Source organism: Legionella micdadei, from assembly GCF_000953635.1.
Taxonomy (GTDB): domain Bacteria; phylum Pseudomonadota; class Gammaproteobacteria; order Legionellales; family Legionellaceae; genus Tatlockia; species Tatlockia micdadei.
On record NZ_LN614830.1, the window covers coordinates 2,077,363 to 2,102,146 of the forward strand.

Genomic DNA, 24,784 nt, shown 5'->3' on the forward strand with positions numbered 1-24,784 from the left:
ACATATTGATTCTACTATGCCGTTGCGCGGAATCGAACCGCGGACCTATTGATTACGAATCAATTGCTCTACCGACTGAGCTACAACGGCGAACTTGCGCAGTATATACTTGCTAGAGAATTGGGTGCAAGATCCAAATGTTGTTTTAGATAGATTCTGAAGCTATAGGAATTACACAGCTGGGGCAACTTGAAGGGCTAGGATATCTGCTGTTTGCTTTTGACTTGGTTTTGCTGATGAAATTGCGACTTTCTTGAGGCAGAAAAATCCCTTCTCAACTAACTCATAGTGCTTTTTGGCGCTTAAATACTCTAGTTTATCGGTGATTTTGGATGTTGGTTTAACTTCTACTGCTATATTTAATTGTTCGATAACCGCAGCTTTGATTCTTTCAGGGATATGGGTACTGCTTTCTATTTTTTGTTGAGCCTCCTGGATAGTAGGCCCGTATTCTAGTTTAAAATTTTGGATGTTTTCTTTAAGCTCTCCAGCGCGATCCAAGGTTTTCGCCGTCTCGGATTTGCAGACAGAGAAAAATTGGGCGAGGAAATTGGATAGCTTTACCATAAAACCGTCATGCTTCTTAATGAGTGCTTCCAATTCGCCCTCATAATTTGCGGCTAACATAAGCACCCTTTTTCCGTTTTCAACTATTCTACACAGTTCCTTATATTGAACCAGGGTTTGAATTGTATCTGACTTTGATGTTGATAGCACTTGAGCTGCATTAATAAGTTCCTCCAATTCGCAATTTTGAATCACTTGTTCAACCGTCTTATCTCCACAAGTCACTTTTTCGCTTTCGTCCTTGATTCTCTCCCTTACTGTTTTTAACTCGTCTGATATTTTTTCAAGATGCGTATTGATGACAATTTCAAGTTTTATCTTTGTCTCACTATCAATAGTATCGGGTAAGTAACTCGAAATTTTTTGTGCAAATTTAGGAGTCGCATAACGAAATACACTTGCCGGTATAGAGGTAAGCAGGCTAGTTGAATATTGCATGGATGAAACGGCTTTCCTATAAAGGGAAGGCTGGGCAAGTTCCTCTTTTTTTTTCAGCAGATCGCGTTTATCCTCCGTATTATCGGTAGCAGTGATAACGTCATCAAATTTTTTACGGTTTTTATTGATAAATTCTAAGATATATAATCTGCCAGTAACCTTTTGATTATTTTGTTTAAGCGCTTGCAGGAGTAGTTCAGCATTTTCCTTTTGCTTTAATAGCATTTGTTCACTATCGATAGCTGCTTTCAGAGACCAAAGATCATCCGGTATCCTTTCTGTTCTCTCTCTCACGGTCTCAATACGTTCAAGCATTGAAATCGAGGAATCATTAATTATTTGTAAATCAATAGCATACAGGGAATCAAGGAGGGATTTTGGTGAAGAAGAATCTTGAAGGCTTAGTAGCTGGGTTTGTCTCTCTAATATTTTATTTTTTTCTTCAGTAGTGTTAATTAACTCCCTGATTTTTTCTTGAAGCTCATCAATATTGATGCCGGCAGTACGAGCTGCAAACTTAATCCAGCTTGGTATACTCGTCATGGTTATATCAATAATTTTTAGTACGGCATAAATGGCTTTACATGCCTCTTTTACTTCCCTTTTATTTGGATTTTTGTCAGCAAATTCATTAATCCATCGTCCAAACTCTTTGACTAATCGTTCAACATTCTCTTTTGTATTGTTATAGGGGTTCTCATATAAGCTTTCTATGGATTGTATTATTTTTATAATTACTTGCCTTTCCTCTTCCGTGCTACTTGAGCTTTCTAAATATTCAAAAACTGCGAGCCTTGCAAAAGCAAGGGTTCCCATACTGCGCTTTTCATAATGATTAAATTCTTCAAACCGCGGAGAATGATTATCTTGTAGATCAGCTTTAATGTTATCGAAGCTTGCTCGTTCGATGTAGTCGCTGATCTCAATAGCAGTTTTTAGCTGGGCACTTTCTATAGCTGCTTTGTTTGACCGCCAAGCATTAAAACTCTCAGTGTATTTAGGCGCTTTTTTCATGAATATTCCTGGGAATAGGAACACCAAAATAGGAATGGCCTCTATTATACAAGTTATTTTTTCCTTAACCTTAACTTTTTTATGCTTTATCTACCTGGGAAAACACCACCCCTAAAGTCCAATCCCCTACCTGATTTGCGGTGAGATAATTGATGGGTTGTTGTGGCGGCACACCATAACCATCGACCATTAATGCATAATAATAAGCAGGGAAAAGGCAATAGCCATACAGGTATTCATTGCCTGGATAGAGTGAGCTTAAAGACGACCATGGTTGGTGACAAACTTGAGTGTTGGCTTGTTCAAGCAGCGATTCATTAGTGAATTGATTGGTAGGGAATTGAAAAGGTGGCGATTGAACAAGCTCGGCCATACCTCCTATCACAAACCAATTGCTTATTGGGTTTGCGTCAATTGCTGGTTGCACAATTTGATTGACTCGATGGACGCCATTTAATAATGATGCCACTTCTGCCTTACAAGTTGCAGCCTCTCCTTCAGCTGCTGAACCATTCGGCAACTCGTATTCGTTAGCAAAACAAGAAGTCGCGTCGAGATATTGATGGGTTACTTCCGTTTGACCAAGCCCCAAAAAGCTGTGAACAAATAGCTGCAAATGGCGCCCATAAAGATCAATCTGCTGAATATCAGTAGCCTTTATTCCATCTGTTCTCTCAACAGGGAAAGCAATTTGCACAGACGCGCCGCCCATATCCATGGTGCCGACAGTATTTTTACCCTCAGTGTTAAGTGTACCTAACTTATAATTCACTGCCAGCCAACCGTATAACCCTTCCTCGCTGCCAGTGATCGTTTTAGAGCTTTTTAATTGCCATTGGGACTGATTGGCAAACCAATTTTGTACTAAGTTATAAAAATGCTTCTGCTTTGGGGCGGGAAGTAAACGCATACCGGCAGTTGCATAAAAATAAACTGGCAAATTCCCTTCAGGTGCACCTGAAAATAAGATAGTCAGGTAAGCATCAACCGTTGCTTGATTAGATTCAATCGTGGCTATGCCAGGCTTGATCTTTTTAGACCACAATTCTTTAATATTGATAGGTGTATTGGATAGGTCAGTGTCGTAGGCATAAATATGTAATCGAGATCCCGTGCTGCCTGCATCAACCACTGCGACACATTGATGTTGTTGGCATTCAGTGCTGGCGGCATTTATTGCAAAACTAATAAGAAGTCCCAAAAATCCCAACAAGCCAGCAACAACACGCACCATGATTTAAGCCTGGAAGAAAAAGATGGGTTGATGGTACATTGTGTTTATTTTATTGTCAATGAGAAGTTTAATCATACAAAGAGTTTCTAAAACAGGTTGGTGAAATTGGCTTATTTTTTTTGGTAAGTTCAATAGAAATCATGCCGCACTGTGCTGTATTGTAAATTGGAATTTTTTGTTTGGCGAACGTGCGTAAAGTCTGTTGATGGGGAAAATGATAGCGATTATCAAAACCCGATGAAATAATCGCGAATTGTGGGCGAACTTGCTTTATAAATGCAAAGGAAGAGGATGTTTTACTACCATGATGAGGCACCAGCAAAATATCTGAGCGAAGCTGATCCCCATAGGTAGAAACCAAATAATTTTCAGCTGATTTTTCAATATCGCCTGTTAATAGCACTTTGCCTGCAGAATGTTCTATTTGCAAAATGCAAGAATTATTATTTTTAGTGTTATGCGTTTGATCAACTGCTAGAAAGCGGAAAGAAACCCCTTCCCATTGCCATGCGGGGTATTGATGGCAAGTTTTGCCTCGATGATAAAAGGCAGGGTTATCGACCAAAAGCTCTGCAATACCATACCTCTCTTCAAGAGAGGATAGGCCTCCACGATGATCCAAATCAGGATGGCTGACAATTACTTTATCGATTTTTTTAATGCCTAAGGTATTAAGATAGGGGATGATGGCAAATTTACCCATATCACCGCCCTGATAAAACTTCATACCTGTATCATAAATCAAAACATGCTTTGCAGTAGTGACTACAACAGCTAATCCTTGTCCAACATCCAAAACATCAATTTTTACACCCCCTGGTTGAATTCGCGGATAGCCGGGAAACACGCTAGAAAAAAATAAAACTACTAGGGCTGGAAATATTGCTTTAATAGGCATAAATAAGCCAACAAATATCACCAACATCAGTGCTAATGGAAACATCAGTTCAGTGTATGAAAAATCGATATTTAACATTGAAAATGAATCTACCCATTGCAAAAAATACAATAGCCACTCAATCGATTTTTTAACAGGAATAACAAGAAAATGAATATCAAAGCACTGAAGTAAAAAAAGGTGAATGAGCGCAAACGGCACAATTAAAAACCCGACCCAGGGAATACCCAAAAAATTGGCTATAAATCCATTAATTGAGCCATAAGAAAACCAAAATAAACTAAGGGGCATCAAGCCAAACAGGCAGGCTACCTGAATAGCTATCGCTTTTTTAATCGCACTGCCTCCCACCCGTTGATTAATTAAAATTAAAATAGCCACCGCGATAAACGATAAATAAAACCCAGGCAACAACACCGCATGAGGCTCATACAACAAAACTATCAATAAGCCGTATCGCCAGGCTTGCCATACAGTAAACCGATAATTTAAAAAATTACGTAATAACAAGAAAAAACAAGCCAATATCGAACGCTGGGAAGGCGGAGCGAATCCTGCTAATAAGGCGTAGGTAAACCCCATCGCTATACTTATCCCTGTTGCAATTTTTGCAGCAGGGCAATACAAACAAAATCGACTAGAACGGGACCATAGCCACTTTATTAGCCAATAACTAAACCCAACGATTAAACCAATATGCGATCCGGAAATAACCATCAGGTGGGTAGTCCCCGTGCGACGAAACAAATCCCAGTGGGATTGATCAACATTCGACGTAACACCGAGGGTCAAAGCCTGTAAAACACCTAAAACAGGAGTCTCTGTAACCGAGTGACTTAGTGTTTCAGCAAGTTTCTCGCGGATGGCCAGCAAATATTGTGGATTTGCCGTCTCACTCAACCTGGTTGCTTGCTTGATATAGCCTGTCCAATAAATATGGCGAGACTTTAATTGGCCGACAAAATCAAAGTGGCCCGGATTAGCTAAATTTTCAGGCTTTTTTAGTTTTACGGTTAAAGACCAGATTTGACCCGGTTTAAAATCAGGACAATGACGATAGCAAGAGAGCAGAACCACAGACTGTACGTTTTGCTTATTTAATTGCGTAACAGCAAATTCAAATTGGGTTTTATGGGGGCTTCGGGCCGGCAACAATATTACCGTTCCTTGCAGCTTAGCATTTGCAAGAACTCGAAGATCAGGCATTCCTCTATCATTCACCCACCATAGATGAACAAGTCCCCAGAGGACTGCCAAGAAGAACCATCCAATGGCCGAGCGATTGGTGTTTAAAAATTGACTCAAAATCAGAACAAGCACAGGATAGGCCGAGCGGGTATAAACACAAGCCATCCCTGCCCAAAAGCAGAGTATTTCCATATTCATTGTTGGACTTACCTAAGTAGCAGGTACTTTATAGCAAGTGAGGGAAATAGACAACAATTTGCCTATTTAAATAGGCCTCAAAGCAAAGAGATAGAGAATTAATAGAAAAACGCTAGAAATATCAACCGGATTACAATAGGATAAGCAAATCTAAGGTGAAATGGATACTTCTCTATGATCATTGCCGCATTAAATGAGAACAGTTCTAATGAAACTCGTGTCGCCATCACACCCAATGCAGTCAAACACTATCTAAAACTCGGCCTGGAAGTGATTTGTGAAAAAAATGCTGGCCACGCTTCTGGTTTTAGTGACTCTGATTATGAAGCAGTGGGGGCAAAGGTGGCTGATAGTCGCGATGCATTATTGCAAAATGCAAAAATCCTGGTTTGTGTCAATGAGCCTTCCCCCGCCGATCTTCAAGGCTTAGCTCCGCATAGTTTAGTGATAGGCCATATCGATAATGATCAATCGAGCGAGTTACTGACTTGGGCTTCTAAAGAAAAAATGAGTATTTTTTCGATGAACCTGATTCCTCGAATCAGTCGGGCGCAAAGCATGGATAGCTTGTCTTCCCAAGCCAATTTAGCTGGGTATCGCGGGGTTCTTGAAGGGGTCGCACACTTTAACCGTGCAGTGCCTATGATGATGACCGCAGCAGGTATGATTCATCCAGCAAAGATACTCATTTTGGGCGCAGGTGTGGCTGGTTTACAAGCAATTGCCACTGCTAAACGGTTAGGTGCAGTCGTTTATGCATTTGATGTGCGTCGGGCTGCAAAGGAACAAGTTGAAAGCTTAGGCGCTGAGTTCATCGAAGTGGGTGACGGGCAAGATGCTGAAACTAGTGGCGGATATGCAGCAGAAACCAGTGAAGAATACAGACGCATGCAAGCTGAACTTATTGACCAATATGCTAAGCAGTCTGACATTATTGTCTCAACTGCGCTTATTCCTGGTAAAAGAGCACCAATACTACTTACAAAAAAAACCGTTGAGCAAATGAAAGCTGGTTCTGTGATTGTTGATTTAGCGACCTCTCGCGGGGGCAATTGCGAATTGAGCCTGCGCGATAAAGTGGTCAAGGAGGGCGAAGTTACCATTATCGGTTACAGCAATTTAGCCGGGCTAATCCCGGCAACAGCAAGTGAATTGTATGCCAACAATCTGGTGCATTTGGTTACATTGTTAGTGGGTGCCTCCACTGAATTGGCTTTTAATAAAGAAGATGAAATTGTGAAACAAGCCATACTTTGTCACGATGGGAATTATTTGCCGTTTCAAATGGCTAAGGAAACGCTATGACTAGCATCAATACCCTAGGCAATCCTTATGTTGCTATTCTAACCATCTTTGTTCTTGCTTGCTTTGTCGGTTACTACGTTGTTTGGAAAGTAACACCTGCCCTGCATACCCCCCTTATGTCGGTAACCAATGCTATCTCTAGTATTATCATATTGGGTGCGTTGATTGCTGCTGGCACTCAATTGATGGGTTCCATCACTTATCTGGGTGGTTTGGCCATTTTTATCACCGCTATAAATATATTTGGCGGCTTTGTGGTGACGCAAAGAATGTTACGGATGTATAAAAGTTCAAAAAAATAACTATGTAACCCGCCCACATTCCGGTGAGGCGTTTAGGACATTAAGCGTTATAGGACGGATATCACATGACATCATCAGTTCCATTTTTATACCTCATTGCAGCAATATGCTTTATTCTAGCCCTTAAAGGGCTTGCCAGTCCTTCATCGGCGCGACGGGGTAATTTACTTGGTATTTGTGGTATGGCTCTTGCCATTATCTCCACCTTAATGATGCCTTCTGTTAGTCATCACTGGTTGCTCATTGTACTTATTCTCGCAGGCGGCGCTATCGGTACATTCATCGCTCTTAAAATTAACATGACGGCAATTCCACAATTAGTGGCTGGATTTCACTCACTCGTGGGTTTAGCCGCAGTGTTGGTTGCCTTTTGTGCTTTTTTATCACCCCATTCTTTCCATATTGGTACCCCAGGAAATATTGAAACTGCGAGCCTTATTGAAATGAGCCTAGGCTTGATTATCGGGGCAATTACTTTTTCGGGGTCTATTATTGCCTTTTTGAAACTGCAAGGGTGGATGACAGGAAAACCGATTCGTTTTACTGGTCAGAAATTTGTTAACTTGATCATAGGGCTGGTTATCTTAGCCCTGCTCATTTTCTTTGTTTTAAAGCAATCATTCTATGCATTTAGTATCTTGGCTTTGCTGTCGTTTTTAATTGGACTATTACTGATTGTTCCCATCGGCGGTGCTGATATGCCCGTTGTTATCTCAATGTTAAACTCTTACTCAGGATGGGCTGCAGCGGGTATCGGATTTACCCTCAGTAATCACTTGTTAGTCATTACAGGTGCATTGGTGGGTGCGAGCGGGGCAATTTTGAGTTATATCATGTGTGTAGGTATGAATCGTTCGATTATCAATGTCATTTTTGGCGGCATTAATGCAGCGGATTCATCTAGCAGTAGCTCCCGCCATGAAGGCCAACAAATCAGGCAGGCGAATGGCGAAGATGCAGCCTTCTTATTATCTAATGCCAAAGATGTCATTATTGTCCCAGGCTATGGAATGGCTGTTGCCCATGCACAACATGCTGTAAAAGAGCTCGTTGACGCACTAGAAAAACGCTCAATTCGTGTACGCTTCGCTATTCATCCTGTCGCGGGTCGAATGCCAGGTCATATGAATGTGCTTTTAGCCGAAGCCAATATTCCTTACGATCGTGTTTTTGAACAAAGCGAAATCAATCGTGATTTCGCAACAGCGGATGTAGCTTTTGTTATTGGAGCAAATGATATTACTAACCCAGCCGCAAAAACTGATCCAGGATCTCCTATCTACGGTATGCCAGTGCTTGAGGTTGAAAAAGCAAAAACTATTCTCTTTGTGAAGAGAAGTCTTTCCCCAGGCTATGCTGGCGTAGAAAATGATTTGTTCTATCATGACAATACTTATATGCTTTTTGGCGATGCAAAAGTAATGACTGAATCAATTGCTAAAGCTTTAACAGAAATATAGCTCCATCAAAACCTGACGAAGCAAATTCTTCGTCAGGTTTTTTAAACTTTAAACAAAGTAGCTTTTTCATTTACTCTCTCGAAGCGTGCCTTCCTCCTCAAATCCCTCATTGCCTTGATATCAAAATAACGGTATCTTAGCTTTTTTTTAACCAGGAGACTTTATGCTTCGAAAAATTTGTTATGGTTTGTTATGGGCAGGTGCCCTTTTCAGTGCTAGCGTGTTCGCAAAGACGAATGTCTACATGCTAGGACCTGGCATTAAATATGAGTTTTTTCCTGGTGAACCTCAGATACTTGCTAATTATTGGTTCTGGTCAGTAACAGCAACTTGTACTTTTGATAGCGAAGATCCAAGCGACGATTTCCTTATTGAGGCACTTAGCAAATCGGGCAAGATAAACGAGCAAACTATTTCTGCAGGCGACCCTCCAATAGTAATCACCGTTCATCAAGGACAGCAGATAACTCTCTCAGCAGATTCCGGAGCTAAAGTAAGATTAACCAATCGAGGTCAAAACGTTGTTACTGCCTATTGTTCTGTGTAAGCCATACCCAACAACATCTTGGCCCCATACAATACTATCTACTCTATACCCCCAGGCTTGCCTGCGGGGTGTCAGATTCTCCTGAGCAAATTAAATTTCAATTAAGTTATTACCATTTTTTTAATCAGGTGAACAACCCTGTTTTACAACTGTAAAAATGAACTATATCGGCATATTAGATATTCAATATGGGAGTATAAGAGAGAAGGCTCTAAGACGTTTTATTAAAATTGAAAAGTGAATATTAGCTATTCTAACTTCTAGATCACAAACATTAGGCTTAGCCACTTTCAAGTTAAGAGAAATGGAGCATCCATAGTAAAATCAAACCGTCCTTAGACTTTTATTAAGCGGATTCGGGTTTTTGCGAAGGGATTTTTTTATCAGGGTTGACTTAACTTCTTATTTAATTGATATTTCTTAGATAATTAAAAAAAAAGAACTACCTTATGACCTTATACCTTCGCACTCTGTTGGCAATTAGCTCATTTGCTTTAATCTTTCCTAGCTTTGGTGCTGGCGACATTTTCCCCCTCCCTGCTCGTTTACTTGGTGATGGCACAGCCGGAACAACAGCGGGTAGTCGAGGTGATTTTATGTTGCCTCTATTTGGCAGTGAGCGTGGGATGGTGTATGGAGGGCTGCAGGGAAAATATTATCGGCATGATAGCTGGTTTGGAGGCATCGCGGGCGGTTTCCGGCAAACCTTCGGTTCTAATATTTTCGGTGGATATGTGTTTGCTGATCACAATGAATCAACAAGCAATAAACGCTTTTTTTCGTTAAATCCGGGTATTGAAGGTATGAACGCCCAATGGGATGCCCATCTTAACGGTTATTTCCCGGTAGGCTCCCGCAGCAAAATTTTTAGCAGCGTCTGGGCAGATGAGGTTGGCGACTATCGTTTCGTTAGTTTTTCAGAACATAAACAATTTGACCATCTGTTTGTTGATACCGAAACCGCCGGCCGAGGTATCGATGCGGAGGTGGGTTACCGGGTTTTGCCCTTAAATAATTTAAGATTGGCTTTAGGCGGTTATTACTTTAACTTTAAAGAGATGAATGACATGCGCGGGATCATTGGCACCGTTGAATACCCATTCAATGACCGTGTGACTCTGTTAGCCCAAGACTCTTACGATAATTTACACGACAATACCTTCATGTTAACGGTACGTTTGCGGTTCGGTGCAATTAACCCGCAGGAAGGACGGATGCTTGATCCTGTTCGCCGTAATTTAGGCACGCTTGATAAAGGTACCAGCATTCCCACAGAACGAGCATGGATAGATAACGGAGCGAATCTGGTTGAGAAAGACCACATCTGGTTTTTTAAACCAGGCGGGGAAAACTTTGATGCGGCAAAGGGTTTAAGCAATTGTACAGCAGAACATCCATGTACTAGTACTGGGTTGACCCAGTCTGAGATTGATACCATTAGCGCTCTGGATCCTATTGATACGCTCGACTTAGCAACAGGCACCTATTTATTAGACCCTACAGAAAGCGGGCGAATTCGTTTAAATCAAGGACAATCTATCGACGGTCGCACGCTTGATTTTAAAAAACCTGCCTATGGCGAAGAAAGGGCTAAATTGATTGGTGGCCTTGATTCAAGTGGTAATAACGAAGTAAGCAATATTATTCTTGATAATCAAATACTAGACTCAGCACTTCCTTTCTCTCAAGAATTTCAGCTATTCAGTTTGCAACCTAGGCAAAATGTTGGAATGACTATATCAGGAAGAACCATACTAAGAAATGACTATATAGGTACAGCACGCAACTCCAACACCTATACCTTAGGCGTAGATATAATAAGTCAAAATGGTGCACGTAATGTTGTTAGCATCATTGATTCGGCAATTTTTGCGACAAACACCAACTCACGAACAATCACCGGACTTCGCGCTAATAACACGAATCTTGTGCTACTTAGAAGCGCGGTAATTGCGAGAGCTACAAATTTTCCAGCACAAGCTCCGCTACCTATGGTTGCAACTAGTATGGAGTTAAATGGTCGAACTGTATTGGACATGTTTAATTCAACATTAGGAGCGACAGCGACTACGACTAACACGTCCCTTGTACCTGTCATGGTTGCACAAGGCATCGCATTAAATGATACAAGCGACTTCAGTATCTCAGGACTTTCAAGATTTAATATTGTTGGAGAAGCAGGTATTAATAATCTAACGTTGATTCAAGCGATGGGAATTAACAACAACAGCGCAATTCTAAATACCGGATTAATACGTGATACGAGATTTAATATCCAAGCCATTGCTAATATAGGCACTGCGGGTGCATGGGGTATCCGTCAGCCGGCAGATAGACAGGTCACATTAATCAATGTCGACTTTGAGCGAACTGCTAGAGGAAATCCAGCCTTAGGTCAGAACGTCGGTCCTTAGCCAACTGAATTCTTGCTAAATCAAAAGGGGTGCTGTCAGCACTTCTTTTATTGGCTCTTAATGGCGAATGAAAATCTTGCATTCAAACTCAGCCACTATTCGCTGCGCTTGTGACCAAGCTCTTTTCAAACTTGGATAGCAAAATACGATTGTCCGCCTATTCCGAATAAGCAAAAAATTAACTATTCTCTAATTAGATAATACACAATTCTTAGCGAATTTAACTATGGATAGTCAACAAGGTGCGCTTTTGACAGGACCGATTCAACCTAATTTAAAGAAAATATTTTTTCCCCCTATTATTTTAGTGTTGATTAGCATTTTTGTATTAATGAAGACCAATTACCTTGTTTTTCATATTTTAGTTGAACTTTTTTCAATTATTATTGTAATCACTGCTTTGACAGTAGCGACAACTACCAGCCAATTTACAAAAAATCATTTTATTATTTTTATAGCGATTGCTTCAGGATGGTGCGGGAGCTTAGATTTAATTCATATGCTTGTGTACAAGGGAATGAATCTGCTTCCCGTGCAAGGGTCTAACGTGAGCACCGAATTTTGGGTTTCTGCTCGCCTTATTCAAGCACTAGCCTTTTTAATTTCTCCAATATTTTTACGCCATACCTGTCCTACTTATGCTCTTCATATTGGCTTCGCATGTTTAATTATTGTTCTTTCTTGGGCAATTTTTCATGACTATTTCCCTGATACTTATGTTGAAAGACATGGACTAACATTGTTTAAAAGAATAACTGAATGGCTTGTCATTCTCATCTTGCTATCCACTCTATTCAGCTATTGGCAAATGCGCGCGCTTATGTCTCCTCGTTTATTTAATTATTTGATCCTATCGCTATCGGCAATGGCTTTGTCAGAGGTATTTTTCTCCATCTATGCCGATATGTACGGCATTGAAAATATTTTAGGCCATATCTTTAAAATCGTTGCGTACTGGTTTATTTATGTAGCCTTGGTGATCACAACCCTAACACAACCTTTTAATGTATTGGCACGAACAGCCAGTACTTACGATACCGTTCCAGATCCCACTATCATTATGGAATCGAGCGGCCAAATTAAAACTGCTAACCTTGCTGCCGCTCAGTTTACCCACTCTACACCCGAGTCTTTGGTTGGCTTAGAGAACCATACCCTCTTTCATAATCCCAACGCTTCTAAAAGCGAATGCCCTATTTGTTCGCAATTAAACAAAACTGAACCATTCATGGGAGAAATTAATAGAGAAAATGATGGATGGGTAGAATGTAGCTTAACGCCAATTTCTTCTGAATTTTATCCAAATGCTTGGGTACAAGTGATTCGTGACATCTCTGATCGAAAATATTTGGAGTTAGAAAGGACAAACTTAGTCAAGGAATTAGGTCAGCGAATTGAAGAATTGCACCGACACCAACAAGCTTTAAAAGAAAGGGAACATCATTTTCGGGCTATGATTGAACAGCCCATTACAGGTATTTTTGTTAGGGATGAAAAGAAATTCATTTACACGAACCCACGGTTCCTCGAAATCATTGGTTACAGTAGAGAAGAATTACAGGATAAGAACATCTTAGATTTGCTTAACAATGATGTGCCCACTAAAAAACTTGTTATTGAGATATGGCAACAGATTAAAGCCGGTCAAGTCGGTGTTTCCTATCAGATTCCGTTTCGTCGAAAAAATGGCAAACCGATTATTCTCGGTTTGCACGCCACAGCAATCACCTGGTATGGTAAGCCAGCCGCGCTTACTATGGTTCAGGATGTCACAGAGTTAAAGCAAGCCCAAGACAAGATTAATCGCTATGTTAAACAATTGGAAAAAGCAATTAATGGAACCTTCCTTGCTGTCTCTAATATGGTTGAATTGCGTGATCCTTATACTGCAGGCCATGAACGACGGGTAGGTTTGGTTGCGAAAGCAATTGCTGAGGAAATGGGTTGGCCTCCTGCCCGCTGCGAGGCACTCGAATTAATTGGACTTGTTCATGATATTGGCAAGGTTTCAATACCTGCAGAAATACTTTCCAAACCAGGCAAACTTTCTGCCATGGAAATGGAGCTCGTAAAAGGTCATGCGCGGGCAGGATATGAAATTCTAAAAGATATTGAATTTAATGCGCCTGTTGCGGAGACAATTTTACAACACCACGAACGCATGAATGGCAGTGGCTATCCTCAAGGCCTAATGGGCAATGAAATCCTGCCTGAAGCACGGATAATTGCCGTCGCTGATGTTCTAGAATCGATGTCTTCTCATCGCCCCTATCGTCCTGCCCTAGGTTTAGAGGCAGCGCTTAATGAACTTTTACGTGGTCGAAATGAACTTTATGATCCTGAAGCAGTCGACGCTATTGTACGGCTCATCCGCGAGAAGGGCTATGTTCTCCCCGCCAAGTGACTTATATAGTGTAATCATCACTGTGATGTTTTTCCATACCGTTTTGCGTATAATTTACGCAGAAACTATCCGAGCAGTCTTTGTATAATGCTAAAATAAACCCTGATAATGGTTCAACCACCATCAGTACACAATTTAAGGTATATCTATTTCAACCAACTCCACCCTTTTATGAAAGCCCTTTTGAAGCGCGGTTAAAGGAATTGGAGGAACATATTGAACTAGCTCAAAAGGATTTTAAAGAAACACAAAGCAAAGGATTCATAAAAGCTATTTTTATTGCACCAGAATATTTATTCAAAGATTTTTCTAAAAGCGGCAAAGAAAGATATTTCTCACAAGAACAAAAAAATAACTTTAAAAAGGCTTTAATTCGATTATCCAAAAATTGCGACTTAATTCTAGCACCCGGAATAATTTGTTGGCAAAAAAGCAGTAAGGACAATCAAAAACCCTACTACAGAAACATGATCTATTTTGTGCATCAGGCAACTGTTATGAAATACAGGAAGAGTAATCTCATCAAAATTTTGACTTAGAATTTTCAAGCGGCAAACTGGGTCAGCATGCCTTTTTTAAAAAGGGCCATAAAGACAGCAATATTATCACCATCAATGGTGTAACTATTGGAGTCGAAATTTGTTTAGACAATTTTAAGAATCAAATTACAGTAGCAAATGATATAAGTAAAATTGCCGCACACGTTATTGTTGCCGACAGACTCCCTGAAGTGCAGCTTCTCCCTTTACCGGGAACTCTTACCATAAAGGTGGAAAGAACCTCCCAATACAAAACGCTTGTGGGGATTGATGAGAGTGACAACGAATACAAAGAAGTCGAACTTCAACAAGCCGACAGTATTATTGAATTAGCCCATGGCTTGGAATGTCATACCTTTTTCAATTTCAAATTAAAAAGTGAAAACACAGAGAATGCTACACAATCAATCTCTTTTAGTTGCTGACTCTAACCTAGTTTAAAACTACTGGTAATATCTCTTTGAAACAATTCTCATTTGTCTCTGTCTAGAACAAAAGCGGAGTCAAATAGCAGCTCTCTTCTTTTCGATATGCGCGACTAGTTTACAGAATCCAGGCGAAGATCAGACATGCAAGGATTCCATGGATAAACGGCGAGCATTGATATTAGCTGTAAAAAAACGGTTTTGATAATCCAGTGCAGGAGCCTTGTTGTTTTAATATTAATCAATTTAATAATTTATTAATATTGTTTAATTATAATTAAGCTTATTATGGTTCGGCTGTGGAAAGAAATGCGTGCACCTATTGAACTCGGAGACTATGCCTTAACAGGATTTGACAGCAACTGGATTCAATTTAAAAATAGACGGTTAAACTATCATTCCGATGCACATAAAGTTCATATTTCAGTTGCCCATGATGCAGAAACTATTCATAAAGCCCAAGCCCTAATTATTCCTATTTTATTGAGACATCAGATTGGTTTTTTTAAAACTGTAAATCCCGATAATGACTTAGCCGGACATAGAAATCTGGATGGCAAGGAAATTTGTATTTATATGCAAATTTTCGATAAAAATTCTCAAGAAAGTAACCCTGTTTTTTGGATTGATTTATTAAATGAAATTGAAGCAGTCCTGGCGGAAAATGGCGTTGCACGTCATCCCCAAGGTGCTTTAGGCGATCTACTTTTTCCAGGAAGTAAAGGGTATGTCTTTTACCGAAATCCTCAAAATATAGGTGACAATTATGTCTCTGCTTCCTTATTAATGGAAAGTGGTTTTACTCGCAAAGAAGCCTGTGAAATTTCTAAAAGCGATTTTTTCCACGGGCATGCTTTAGCAGGTAATCCACATTTTGCTTCCCCGCAAAATACAAAACCTCTCACACTAAGCTTGCCGGATAGAGAATTAGATTTCCAGCTGAAACAGACTATCCTTGATTCATTTTATACTCAGCTTACGAATAACCATAAGTTGTTAGCATTATTTATTGGTACTGAAGGCGGTGATTATTGCCGTAAAGGAAGTTTATGCAACAATTTGTTTGGAACAAAATTAAATATCAATAAAAGAGGCGCAGCCTTCGCAGCGGCACAAGCAGGTGAACTTGATTTAGTTAAGCCATTTAGACAATACCTTGATCGTGCTGCCGAAAAAATGGCTAAAGTTGCAACAATTTTAATTATGAATGGCTTGCATTTTGATGCAACGAGATTAGGCAGTATTTTACCCGCATTGTATTTTAATTATTATGTTCCTCTCTATCTTTCCGATCCAAAGGGAAATGCTACTGAACTGAATGATGTTGAGGCAGAGAAACTGATCAACGAGATAATCCGATGTGGTTTGCGTGACCCAAGTAAAACTGCAATTGATTATGAATCTCCTCAATATATCCAGGGCATGACTGAAAGCAATGTCGTAATGCTCTTATCTCATGTCGATACAAAACAAGAAACAGCAAACGCTGATCTGGAAGCTGCTAATCGACTTTATCGAGAATTTTATACTCAATCCATCAATCAAATTGCCGCTACTTCATTCGAGGTTAAATATTTCGGCGGTGTTTCAGTGAAGATGAGGAATGGGCAAAAAATTCTTGAAAAAACAGTCCCTGAAGGTGTAGCGGAAATTCTTAATGCACTTACTGAAACCAAAAAACACATAGACGCTATAGAATCTCCTAAAGCAAAGAATGAGGCTTGGAAGGAACAGACTCAACATTTAATCGAGATCGTTGATATGATAATCAACAAGGATACCTGCTATAATTTTTGCTTTTTCATCATCAATAAACGTGCATCATCAACTCAACAATATTATAAAAATTTATACACTTCCTTGATCACCCTTGAAGCCTCAAGGGAACAAATCGATCGAAATTTATCTATCGGCGTGTAATGCCATCATAAAATCTGGTTTGAAAAACCCCACGCTTAGTGGGGATAATATCAATGCTCACGCGTTGCGGAAAAGTGAATTTTGGGATAACGTTCTTGTGCCATGGTTAAATTCACTTTAGTCGGTGCCAAATAGATTAACGCGTCACTCCCGTCAAGCGCTAAATAGTCATGCGCTTTTATACGGAATTCAGCCATTGATTTCTCATCTTCTGCATAAACCCAACGTGCACAAGTGATATTAACCGCTTCATAAATACAATCCACCTTGTATTCATGCTTTAAGCGGTGTGCGACCACATCAAATTGCAAGATCCCTACTGCACCTAAAATCAACTGGTTGCTATTGAGCGGCCGGAATACCTGCGTTGCACCTTCTTCAGATAACTCGATTAATCCTTTAAGCAACGCTTTACTTTTTAAAGGATCCTTTAAGCGCACCAAGCGGTAGAGCTCTGGTGCAAAATTAGGTATCCCAGTGAATTTTAAATGCTCTCCTTGGGTAAACGTATCGCCAATGCGGATAGTCCCATGATTATGTAATCCGATAATGTCTCCTGCCATTGCCATTTCAGCATGCGCCCTATCACCCGCCATAAAAGTCAGTGCATTGGAAATTTGCACTTCTTTGCCTATCCGCAAGTGATTTAACTTCATTCCCTTTTTAAACGTTCCTGAGCAGATACGTAAAAAAGCAATGCGGTCACGATGCTTTGGATCCATGTTGGCTTGAATTTTAAACACAAATCCCGAAAAAGCTTCTTCGTTGGGATTGACCTTACGTTCAACTGCTAAGCGTGGCAAAGGACTAGGGGCATATTTCGCGAAATCATCTAATAATTCTTTAATACCAAAGTTATTGATTGCTGATCCAAAGTACACCGGAGTCATCTTTCCAGCTAAATAATCTTCTAAATTGAATTCATGAGACGCGCCTTTGACCAATTCAATTTCATTGCGTAATTCTTGGGCTGCGTCACCTAACAACGCATCCAATTCTGGATTAGTTAAGCCTTTAATTTGCTTTGCATCTTGCTTTTGGGCATTTTTACCTGGCTCATATAAATAAACGGTATCATGATACAGATGGTAAATCCCCTTAAACCGTTTTCCCATGCCAACTGGCCAAGTTATTGGCGCACATTGAATACCTAACACGGTTTCAACTTCGTCTAACAAGCTAATTGGTTCTCGCCCCTCGCGATCCAATTTATTAATGAAGGTCATGATAGGCGTGTCACGTAAACGGCACACTTCCATTAACTTGATCGTTCTCTCCTCGACACCTTTCGCTACGTCGATAACCATGAGTGCGGAATCGACAGCAGTCAATGTGCGATAAGTGTCCTCAGAAAAATCCTCATGTCCTGGGGTATCTAAGAGATTCATAACATGCTGATTATGAACAAATTGCATGACTGAGGTTGTAATCGAAATTCCTCTCTCTTTCTCCATCGCCATCCAATCAGAAGTCGCATGGCGATCGGCTTTGCGCCCTTTTACAGTTCCGGCAAGCTGTATTGCCCCTCCAAACAGCAGCAACTTTTCTGTCACTGTCGTTTTACCAGCATCAGGGTGAGAAATAATAGCGAACGTCCGCCGCTTGGTGAAATCCTCGTAGAAATCAGACATAAAAAACCTTCATTTATTTTGAATGCGCATTTTAAGGGAAATGAAGAGAACAGACAATTTTGTTTTCAGGAGCTCTCACTTAGTATAGCTTGCCCTAAGCGGGATGAAGTTAATTTTTCACGCAGGATTTATAAGGTTGTTTTTTTTTGCTTTAACCAAACCCCGCAATTGCAAGGCATCAATTACTGTTCAATCAATTCAAGTTCTTTTTGTCCGCATTCAAAATAATCAGCAACTCTAGCACTTGTCACTTCCGCCAAGTGGCCAGGACTCCACTGAGGATTTTTATCCTTATCGACCAATAATGCCCTAACGCCTTCATAAAAATCAGCATCCCTCATGAATTGGCTTACTAGGCAGTAGTCCATTTTCATGCATTCGCCCATGGATAACGATTTTGCTTTTTGAATTTGTGCCAAAGTCACTTTCAGGCTTAAAGGGGCTTTTTGCTGTAAATTGTGCAGGAGTGGCATTGACCATTCATCTCCTCTTTCTTGCAAACTAGCCATGATTTTTTCCACCGTATCTTTTGCGAAACAAGCATCAATTGTTGCTTTATCTTTCTCGAGCATCGTTTCGCCAACAGGCATAACAAAACGCTGTAAACAAGCATCCACTTGTTGATGAGCATTGGCTGTAAAATTGGTTTGGACGAGGCTGTCTAACACCGCCTCGAGTTGGTCAGAAGCAATAACATAATTCACCAAACCGACAAATTTGGCCTCTTGAGCATTTAAGCGATTACCAGTTAATCCAAGATAAACACCGACTTGGCCTGGACAACGAGAAAGCAGAAAACTAGCACCAATATCAGGAAAAAAACCAATGCCCGTTTCTGGCATAGCAAAAATAAAGCGTTCTGTTGCCACTGGATGGGAACCATGAAGGGAAATCCCTACGCCTCCGCCCATGGTGATGCCATTCATTAAAGAAATATAAGGCTTAGGGTAGTGATGAATGTAGTGATTCAGACGGTATTCATGCCAAAAAAACTGCATTTGCTCAGGATTCTTAGCTAATCCAGCTTCATAAAGCCAGCGCACATCGCCGCCAGCACAAAAGGCTTTTTCCCCCTCTCCCTGGATAACGACTGCTTGCACACTCTCATCATTGCGCCAGAGCATCAGTTGCTGCTGTAATGCTTTGATCATCGGTAATGTCAGGGCATTCAACGCTTGAGGACGTTTTAGCGTGATTAATCCGATTTGTCCCGCTTTAGCAAAAGCGATATCTGCAGTCATTTGTCATTCCCCTCTAAATTCTGCTTTTCGCTTAGCCAAAAAGGCCGCAACCCCCTCTTTTTTATCCTCGCTAGCACAAACTTTGGCAAAATGGACAGCTTCTAAGTGCAACGCATCGCCTAAAGACATGTCGAATCCCCGATCAATCACTTCCATGACGCTTGCTATGGCGAGTGGTGCCATACTAAGAATACCTTTTAGCATTTCCTTTCCACGTGTCAGTAAATCATCAGCAGCCACTACTTCGCTTACTAATCCCCAGTCAAGTGCAGTTTCAGCGTTGATAAAGCGTCCAGTTAAACACAAATCCATTGCTCGTCCTTTGCCGATTAACCGAGCCAATCTCTGAGTCCCGCCATAACCAGGAATCACACCCAATTTTACTTCCGGTTGCCCAAATTGGGCTGTCGTTGCAGCGATGCGCATTGTTGCAGCGATAGCAAGTTCACACCCCCCGCCAAAGGCAAACCCATTAATAGCAGCAAGCGAAGGTTTGCCCATGGTTTCCAATTTCCTAAATATATCTTGGCCATCACGCGCAAATTGATACCCGCTTTGTGCGTTACATTCTGCTAGACGTGTAATATCCGCACCAGCACAAAAGGCTTTACCAGTGCCCGTTAGCAGCAACGCTTTCACTTTAGGATTTTCCTTGGCTGAATCGAAAATTTCACTTAATGCATGCAACACTTCAGTGCTTAGCGCATTTAGCTTTTCTGGACGATTAAGTGTCAGAGTCAGAATGCCGTCATTAGCTAAATCTTGATCAATCAAATTCATGTATAACTCCTGTTAGTCGATAAAATAGTCTTCATCCAAACTTGCTTTAGCAACGATTTCCCGCATGATCTCATTCGTCCCTTCAAGGATTTGATGCACTCTTAGGTCACGAAATATGCGCTCAATCTGGTAATCATGTAAGTAACCGTACCCGCCATGCAATTGCATCGCTTTATCACTGATTCGAAACGCAACGTCTGTTGCCAAGCGTTTAGCCATAGCACAATACATAGGTGCATCCGTTTCGCCTTTATCTAAAGCATCCGCTGCACGATAAACCATTAAACGCGCAGCTTCGTAATCAGTTAACATATCCGCAAAATAAAACCGTAAAGCTTGTATTTTGGCCAAAGGTTTACCAAATTGAATACGTTCTTGGAGGTATTTTTGCGTAAGGCGTAAACAAGCGAGTGCCCCTCCTAACGAACAGGAAGCAATGTTTACTCTTCCGCCATTAAGCGCATTTAAAGCAATTTTAAACCCCATTCCTTCGTCACCCACTCGGTTAGTGACAGGTATGCGGCAGTTTTCAAAATAAACCATGCAGGTCGGCTGACTCCGCCATCCCATTTTCTTTTCCAACTTACCAAAACTTAATCCTGGCGTACCCTTCTCAACGAGCAAACAAGAGATGCCATGATGTGAATCATCACCCGTTCTCACCATGCATAAATAAACATCACTGACGCTCCCCCCTGAAATGAACGACTTTGCTCCATTTAAAACATAAAAATCACCATCCCTAACTGCGCGGCTCTTTAAAGAAGCTGCATCAGATCCGGAGTCGGGCTCGGTAAGGCAATAGCTGGCAAAAGCATCTAATGAAGTAACACGCGGACCCCAAGTGCTTCGTAAAGGCTCAGCAGCATACTTATCGATTAAAGAGGCAACCATGTTATGAATGGAAAGATAGGCGCTGGTCGTGATGCATCCTGTTGCAAGTTGTTCGAATATAATCGCAGCGTCTAAGCGCTTTAAGTTAGAGCCACCAATATCTTCAGCGACAACGATACCACCCATACCCAGACTTGCCGCTTCGCGCAACGCATCTATAGGAAAGTAACTGTTTTCATCCCAATTTGTCGCATTGGGTGCTAATTTATCTCGCGCAAATTCTGCTGCCATGTCCCGAAAAGCAATGTGCTCTTCACTTAACTTGAAATCCATAGCCCATCCTTATAAGCCCAGCAATTCTATTCTAGCCTTACTTAAAATGGTATTATTGTCAATTTTTGGTGTCCATAGAATAAAAAAAAGAAAATCACATGGAATCAGTCACACAACCTCTTCAAGGCATAAGCGCTACAGCGCATCGTGTTTTAAAAGATTATTTCGGCTTCGATTCCTTTCGCAGCCCTCAAGGAGAAATCATTACCCGCCTCATCGCTGGCGATGATTTATTGGTTCTTATGCCAACCGGCGGTGGTAAATCGCTTTGTTATCAAATCCCTGCCATAGTGCGTCAAGGCGTTGGTATTGTCGTCTCCCCTTTAATTGCTTTGATGGAAGATCAAGTTGCTGCGCTAAAATTGCAAGGTATTCATGCTGCTTACTATAACTCTTCTCTTAAGAGCGAAGAAGCCAGGAAAGTGCTTGCTCAACTCCATAATAATGAACTGGATTTGCTTTATATAGCGCCAGAGCGGCTACTAAGCCAATCATTTCTCGAGCGCTTGCAAGAGTGTGATATTGCCTTGTTTGCCATCGATGAAGCGCATTGCATCTCCCAATGGGGGCATGATTTTCGTCCCGAATATGCTGCTTTAGGTGTATTAAAAACACTTTTTCCTGCAATACCTATCATCGCTCTCACTGCCACTGCAGATCAGCAAACGCGCCAAGATATTATTAAAAAATTAAGCTATCAACCTAAGCAATTCATCGCTTCATTTAATCGACCCAACATTCATTACAGCGTCATTATCAAAAATAATCCGCTTAAACAGCTACATCAATTTTTACTTAATCAAAAGCAACAGTCTGGCATTATCTATTGCGGCACACGAACAGGAGTGGAGCGTTTAACCGAAAAATTACAAGAATTAGGATACCGAGCCAGAGCTTACCATGCTGGTCTTGCCCACAGTGAACGTCGAGAAGTGCAAACTTTATTCCGTTATGACCATATAGACATTGTGGTTGCAACCCTCGCTTTTGGCATGGGTATTGATAAATCAAATGTCCGATTTGTCGTTCATTATGATTTACCAAAAAATATTGAAAGTTATTATCAGGAAACAGGCAGAGCTGGGCGTGATGGTTTGCCAGCGCTCGCTTTGCTGCTTTATGATCCAGCAGACAGCGGCAGACTTCGCGGTTGGATTGCAACCACTACCAACGAAGCGCAGCAAAGGATTGAAACGAGCAAGCTAAACCACATGTTAGCTTTTGCCGACGCGTCCCACTGTCGACGGCAAATTTTGCTCCGTTACTTTGACGAGCCTTGCGATGAAGCCTGCAATAGATGCGATATTTGCGACAACCCACCGCAAACCGTGGATGCAACAGAGGATGCACAAAAAATACTCTCTTGTATTTACCGTTTACGCCAGAGCTATGGCATGAGCTACGTGATTGATGTCCTTCGTGGGAGCGCTGCGGACAAAATACAACAAGCCCAACATCAGGAGCTAAGTACTTTTGGTATCGGAAAAGATAAATCTGCAAATTATTGGAAGCAATTAGCCTGGCAATTGATTCATCGTGATTACTGTTATCAGGATATAGGCCATTATAATGTCCTGCGCTTATCTAAAAAGGCAGTTACCGTATTAAAAGGGGAGGAGAAAGTTTTTCTAACGCTACCAAAACCTGATTTAAAGACCAAAAGTGGTAAACTCAAAGAACGAAATCTGATTTCTGCAGCTGAAAGCCCGTTATTTGAAGCATTACGTGCCTTGCGACGGCAGCTAGCAGAAGAAGAAAATAAGCCTCCCTTCATGATTTTTAGCGATGCAACTCTACACCAAATGGCAAGAGAAAAACCCCAAACTTTAGACGAATTATTGGATATTTCTGGTGTAGGACAACACAAATTGAACCATTATGGTTTGCATTTTTTGAAAGTATTACGTAATACTGAGAGCGCTTAACACTTCTCTATCAATTCTTGCTGGGCCAAAGTGACCAAACCTGAAAATTTAATGAGCGTGGCAGCCAATTTTTAAATGCACTTGATAATATTTGCATTTATCGCCTTCGATAAACCCTCGCGTTTCTACTACTTCATACCAATCCAATTTACCATGTAACTTAGCGGCCTTGGCAATTGCATTGTTGATTGCTTCCTCTATGCCATCCTCTGAGGTCCCTACCAATTCAACAATTTGATAGACTTGATTACTCATTTCTTCTCCTTGAAATTTGAGCGAGTGTAAGCCTTTAGTGAATTTTAGTGTAGACGAAAAATTGCCGATTGGCACGAATTAATTACAATTTCTCGGACAAAGACCGGCCGCTCTCCAACATTAGGCCTTCGATTCAAAAATAATCAATCCAAAATCTCATCAATGCCGTCACCGCTTGTGGTGCTTCCATCGGGCTCATATGCCCTGAATCTTCAACTATCGCTAATTTGGCATTCGGCATTTTTGTTTTCAATTCTAAATGGGATGATAATGGGAAAACTTGATCATTTTGCGCATGAATGACCATCGTCGGCATAGTTAATTGTGGAAGTAGTGCAACCGTTTCCCGACGAGTTAACAACGCTTTTTCCTGATTAACAAAAGCCCTTTCCCCCACAAAGAGAAACATTGATAGAACATCCTTTTTTATCTGATTATTATAAACATACCGGTTTGCGATACTCTCAGCCACGGAGTGAAATTCGCCTTGCTTAACCGCTTCAACCATCCTAAGCCTATCCTTGCTTTTTTCGGGCGGGTCGCCTTTTGCGGAAGTATTCAGTAAACATAATTTTGTAATCCGTTCTGGTGCCGCATACGCTAACTCTAAAGCGAGCCATCCACCCATCGAATGGCCTGCTAAAATAAAATTCCCCCGAACGGTAGTCAAAACCATACGCAGTAAATCTTCCATATTATCGTGTTCAGTTAAAGGAATGACTTGGCAATGTACCCGATCATTTAGATGGTTCACTTGATGGGTCCAAACAGTGTGATTTGATAAAACACCGGGTAAGAGGACTAGCGCTTCTTGGCTCATAAATACAACTCCATGTATCAGATTTTCGCAGTTTAGGCACGATTCTTGAATTATTTCCTCAATTTCACAATAAGGATTCTAAAAATGATAAAGCATCGTTACGCAAAGCTTC

18 protein-coding genes and 1 tRNA gene are annotated in these 24,784 nt (G+C 40.9%); 9 read left to right on the top strand and 10 right to left on the bottom strand.

Annotation, left to right across the window (positions count from 1 at the left end; all coding sequences use genetic code 11):
* Positions 1 to 17: 17 nt before the first annotated feature.
* From LMI_RS09320 to LMI_RS09335, 4 genes are all read right to left on the bottom strand, one after another.
* Positions 18 to 90, bottom strand: a tRNA-Thr gene (locus LMI_RS09320).
* A gap of 81 nt (positions 91 to 171) precedes the next feature.
* Positions 172 to 2,019 carry a hypothetical protein gene (locus LMI_RS09325; protein WP_045099561.1) on the bottom strand — a complete coding sequence of 616 codons (1,848 nt, stop codon included), beginning with the start codon at positions 2,017 to 2,019 and terminating at the stop codon, positions 172 to 174.
* A gap of 79 nt (positions 2,020 to 2,098) precedes the next feature.
* Positions 2,099 to 3,253, bottom strand: coding sequence for an acetate and sugar kinases/Hsc70/actin family protein (locus LMI_RS09330; protein ID WP_102010552.1), 1,155 nt, complete (start codon positions 3,251 to 3,253; stop codon positions 2,099 to 2,101).
* A 67-nt stretch (positions 3,254 to 3,320) separates the two neighbouring features.
* Complete coding sequence (locus LMI_RS09335; protein WP_052679510.1) at positions 3,321 to 5,537, bottom strand: DNA internalization-related competence protein ComEC/Rec2; 2,217 nt, start codon at positions 5,535 to 5,537, stop codon at positions 3,321 to 3,323.
* A gap of 174 nt (positions 5,538 to 5,711) precedes the next feature.
* Between LMI_RS09335 and LMI_RS09340 the strand changes: the two genes are divergently transcribed.
* The 8 genes from LMI_RS09340 (at position 5,712) to LMI_RS09375 (ending at position 16,853) form a co-directional block, all read left to right on the top strand.
* The gene (locus LMI_RS09340; protein ID WP_045099562.1) at positions 5,712 to 6,842 is read left to right on the top strand and encodes a Re/Si-specific NAD(P)(+) transhydrogenase subunit alpha; all 1,131 of its coding nucleotides are present in this window, start codon (positions 5,712 to 5,714) and stop codon (positions 6,840 to 6,842) included.
* A complete protein-coding gene (locus tag LMI_RS09345) occupies positions 6,839 to 7,144 on the top strand; it encodes a proton-translocating transhydrogenase family protein (RefSeq protein WP_045099563.1) in 306 nt (101 codons plus the stop codon). The genes LMI_RS09340 and LMI_RS09345 overlap by 4 nt, the downstream gene beginning before the upstream one ends.
* A gap of 65 nt (positions 7,145 to 7,209) precedes the next feature.
* Positions 7,210 to 8,604 (top strand): NAD(P)(+) transhydrogenase (Re/Si-specific) subunit beta, encoded by a 1,395-nt coding sequence (locus LMI_RS09350; protein WP_045099564.1) that lies wholly within the window; start codon positions 7,210 to 7,212, stop codon positions 8,602 to 8,604.
* Positions 8,605 to 8,767: 163 nt separating this feature from the next.
* Entirely contained in the window at positions 8,768 to 9,151 is a 384-nt protein-coding gene (locus LMI_RS09355) for a hypothetical protein (protein WP_045099565.1), read from the top strand.
* A gap of 449 nt (positions 9,152 to 9,600) precedes the next feature.
* A complete protein-coding gene (locus LMI_RS09360; protein ID WP_045099566.1) occupies positions 9,601 to 11,565 on the top strand; it encodes an inverse autotransporter beta-barrel domain-containing protein in 1,965 nt (654 codons plus the stop codon).
* 226 nt (positions 11,566 to 11,791) lie between these two features.
* Entirely contained in the window at positions 11,792 to 13,969 is a 2,178-nt protein-coding gene (locus tag LMI_RS15115; protein ID WP_045099567.1) for an MASE3 domain-containing protein, read from the top strand.
* A gap of 80 nt (positions 13,970 to 14,049) precedes the next feature.
* Positions 14,050 to 14,508: a hypothetical protein gene (locus LMI_RS15640; RefSeq protein ID WP_231852127.1), complete on the top strand. Its 459-nt coding sequence runs from the start codon at positions 14,050 to 14,052 to the stop codon at positions 14,506 to 14,508.
* A 713-nt stretch (positions 14,509 to 15,221) separates the two neighbouring features.
* Entirely contained in the window at positions 15,222 to 16,853 is a 1,632-nt protein-coding gene (locus tag LMI_RS09375) for a hypothetical protein (protein ID WP_143001002.1), read from the top strand.
* Between the two features lie 50 nt (positions 16,854 to 16,903).
* On the opposite strand, the gene LMI_RS09380 is transcribed toward LMI_RS09375, so the two are convergent.
* The 4 genes from LMI_RS09380 to LMI_RS09395 all read right to left on the bottom strand — a co-directional run bounded on the left by LMI_RS09380 (position 16,904) and on the right by LMI_RS09395 (position 21,672).
* On the bottom strand, positions 16,904 to 18,484 hold the full coding sequence (locus tag LMI_RS09380) for a peptide chain release factor 3 (RefSeq protein WP_045099569.1): 1,581 nt from the start codon (positions 18,482 to 18,484) through the stop codon (positions 16,904 to 16,906).
* Positions 18,485 to 18,666: 182 nt separating this feature from the next.
* Positions 18,667 to 19,725 (bottom strand): enoyl-CoA hydratase/isomerase family protein, encoded by a 1,059-nt coding sequence (locus LMI_RS09385; protein ID WP_045099570.1) that lies wholly within the window; start codon positions 19,723 to 19,725, stop codon positions 18,667 to 18,669.
* A 3-nt stretch (positions 19,726 to 19,728) separates the two neighbouring features.
* The gene (locus LMI_RS09390) at positions 19,729 to 20,505 is read right to left on the bottom strand and encodes an enoyl-CoA hydratase/isomerase family protein (protein WP_045099571.1); all 777 of its coding nucleotides are present in this window, start codon (positions 20,503 to 20,505) and stop codon (positions 19,729 to 19,731) included.
* Between the two features lie 12 nt (positions 20,506 to 20,517).
* Positions 20,518 to 21,672, bottom strand: coding sequence for an acyl-CoA dehydrogenase family protein (locus LMI_RS09395; RefSeq protein WP_045099572.1), 1,155 nt, complete (start codon positions 21,670 to 21,672; stop codon positions 20,518 to 20,520).
* A 98-nt stretch (positions 21,673 to 21,770) separates the two neighbouring features.
* Here LMI_RS09395 and recQ point away from each other — a divergent pair, with 98 nt between their 5' ends.
* On the top strand, positions 21,771 to 23,597 hold the full coding sequence (gene recQ, locus LMI_RS09400) for a DNA helicase RecQ (protein ID WP_045099573.1): 1,827 nt from the start codon (positions 21,771 to 21,773) through the stop codon (positions 23,595 to 23,597).
* Positions 23,598 to 23,645: 48 nt separating this feature from the next.
* On the opposite strand, the gene LMI_RS09405 is transcribed toward recQ, so the two are convergent.
* Complete coding sequence (locus LMI_RS09405) at positions 23,646 to 23,852, bottom strand: dodecin (protein ID WP_045099574.1); 207 nt, start codon at positions 23,850 to 23,852, stop codon at positions 23,646 to 23,648.
* A 133-nt stretch (positions 23,853 to 23,985) separates the two neighbouring features.
* A complete protein-coding gene (locus tag LMI_RS09410) occupies positions 23,986 to 24,672 on the bottom strand; it encodes an alpha/beta fold hydrolase (protein ID WP_045099575.1) in 687 nt (228 codons plus the stop codon).
* Positions 24,673 to 24,784 lie beyond the last annotated feature (112 nt).

What these genes read in the sequence shown, in the direction of transcription:
- LMI_RS09340 (WP_045099562.1), top strand. Translation starts at nt 5,712, where the DNA reads ATGATCATTGCCGCATTAAATGAGAACAGTTCTAATGAAACTCGTGTC.
- LMI_RS09335 (WP_052679510.1), bottom strand. Translation starts at nt 5,537, where the DNA reads ATGAATATGGAAATACTCTGCTTTTGGGCAGGGATGGCTTGTGTTTAT.
- LMI_RS09395 (WP_045099572.1), bottom strand. Translation starts at nt 21,672, where the DNA reads ATGGATTTCAAGTTAAGTGAAGAGCACATTGCTTTTCGGGACATGGCA.
- LMI_RS09345 (WP_045099563.1), top strand. Translation starts at nt 6,839, where the DNA reads ATGACTAGCATCAATACCCTAGGCAATCCTTATGTTGCTATTCTAACC.
- LMI_RS09385 (WP_045099570.1), bottom strand. Translation starts at nt 19,725, where the DNA reads ATGACTGCAGATATCGCTTTTGCTAAAGCGGGACAAATCGGATTAATC.
- recQ (WP_045099573.1), top strand. Translation starts at nt 21,771, where the DNA reads ATGGAATCAGTCACACAACCTCTTCAAGGCATAAGCGCTACAGCGCAT.
- LMI_RS09410 (WP_045099575.1), bottom strand. Translation starts at nt 24,672, where the DNA reads ATGAGCCAAGAAGCGCTAGTCCTCTTACCCGGTGTTTTATCAAATCAC.
- LMI_RS09375 (WP_143001002.1), top strand. Translation starts at nt 15,222, where the DNA reads ATGGTTCGGCTGTGGAAAGAAATGCGTGCACCTATTGAACTCGGAGAC.
- LMI_RS09390 (WP_045099571.1), bottom strand. Translation starts at nt 20,505, where the DNA reads ATGAATTTGATTGATCAAGATTTAGCTAATGACGGCATTCTGACTCTG.
- LMI_RS09360 (WP_045099566.1), top strand. Translation starts at nt 9,601, where the DNA reads ATGACCTTATACCTTCGCACTCTGTTGGCAATTAGCTCATTTGCTTTA.
- LMI_RS09405 (WP_045099574.1), bottom strand. Translation starts at nt 23,852, where the DNA reads ATGAGTAATCAAGTCTATCAAATTGTTGAATTGGTAGGGACCTCAGAG.
- LMI_RS09380 (WP_045099569.1), bottom strand. Translation starts at nt 18,484, where the DNA reads ATGTCTGATTTCTACGAGGATTTCACCAAGCGGCGGACGTTCGCTATT.
- LMI_RS09325 (WP_045099561.1), bottom strand. Translation starts at nt 2,019, where the DNA reads ATGAAAAAAGCGCCTAAATACACTGAGAGTTTTAATGCTTGGCGGTCA.
- LMI_RS15115 (WP_045099567.1), top strand. Translation starts at nt 11,792, where the DNA reads ATGGATAGTCAACAAGGTGCGCTTTTGACAGGACCGATTCAACCTAAT.
- LMI_RS09330 (WP_102010552.1), bottom strand. Translation starts at nt 3,253, where the DNA reads ATGGTGCGTGTTGTTGCTGGCTTGTTGGGATTTTTGGGACTTCTTATT.
- LMI_RS09355 (WP_045099565.1), top strand. Translation starts at nt 8,768, where the DNA reads ATGCTTCGAAAAATTTGTTATGGTTTGTTATGGGCAGGTGCCCTTTTC.
- LMI_RS09350 (WP_045099564.1), top strand. Translation starts at nt 7,210, where the DNA reads ATGACATCATCAGTTCCATTTTTATACCTCATTGCAGCAATATGCTTT.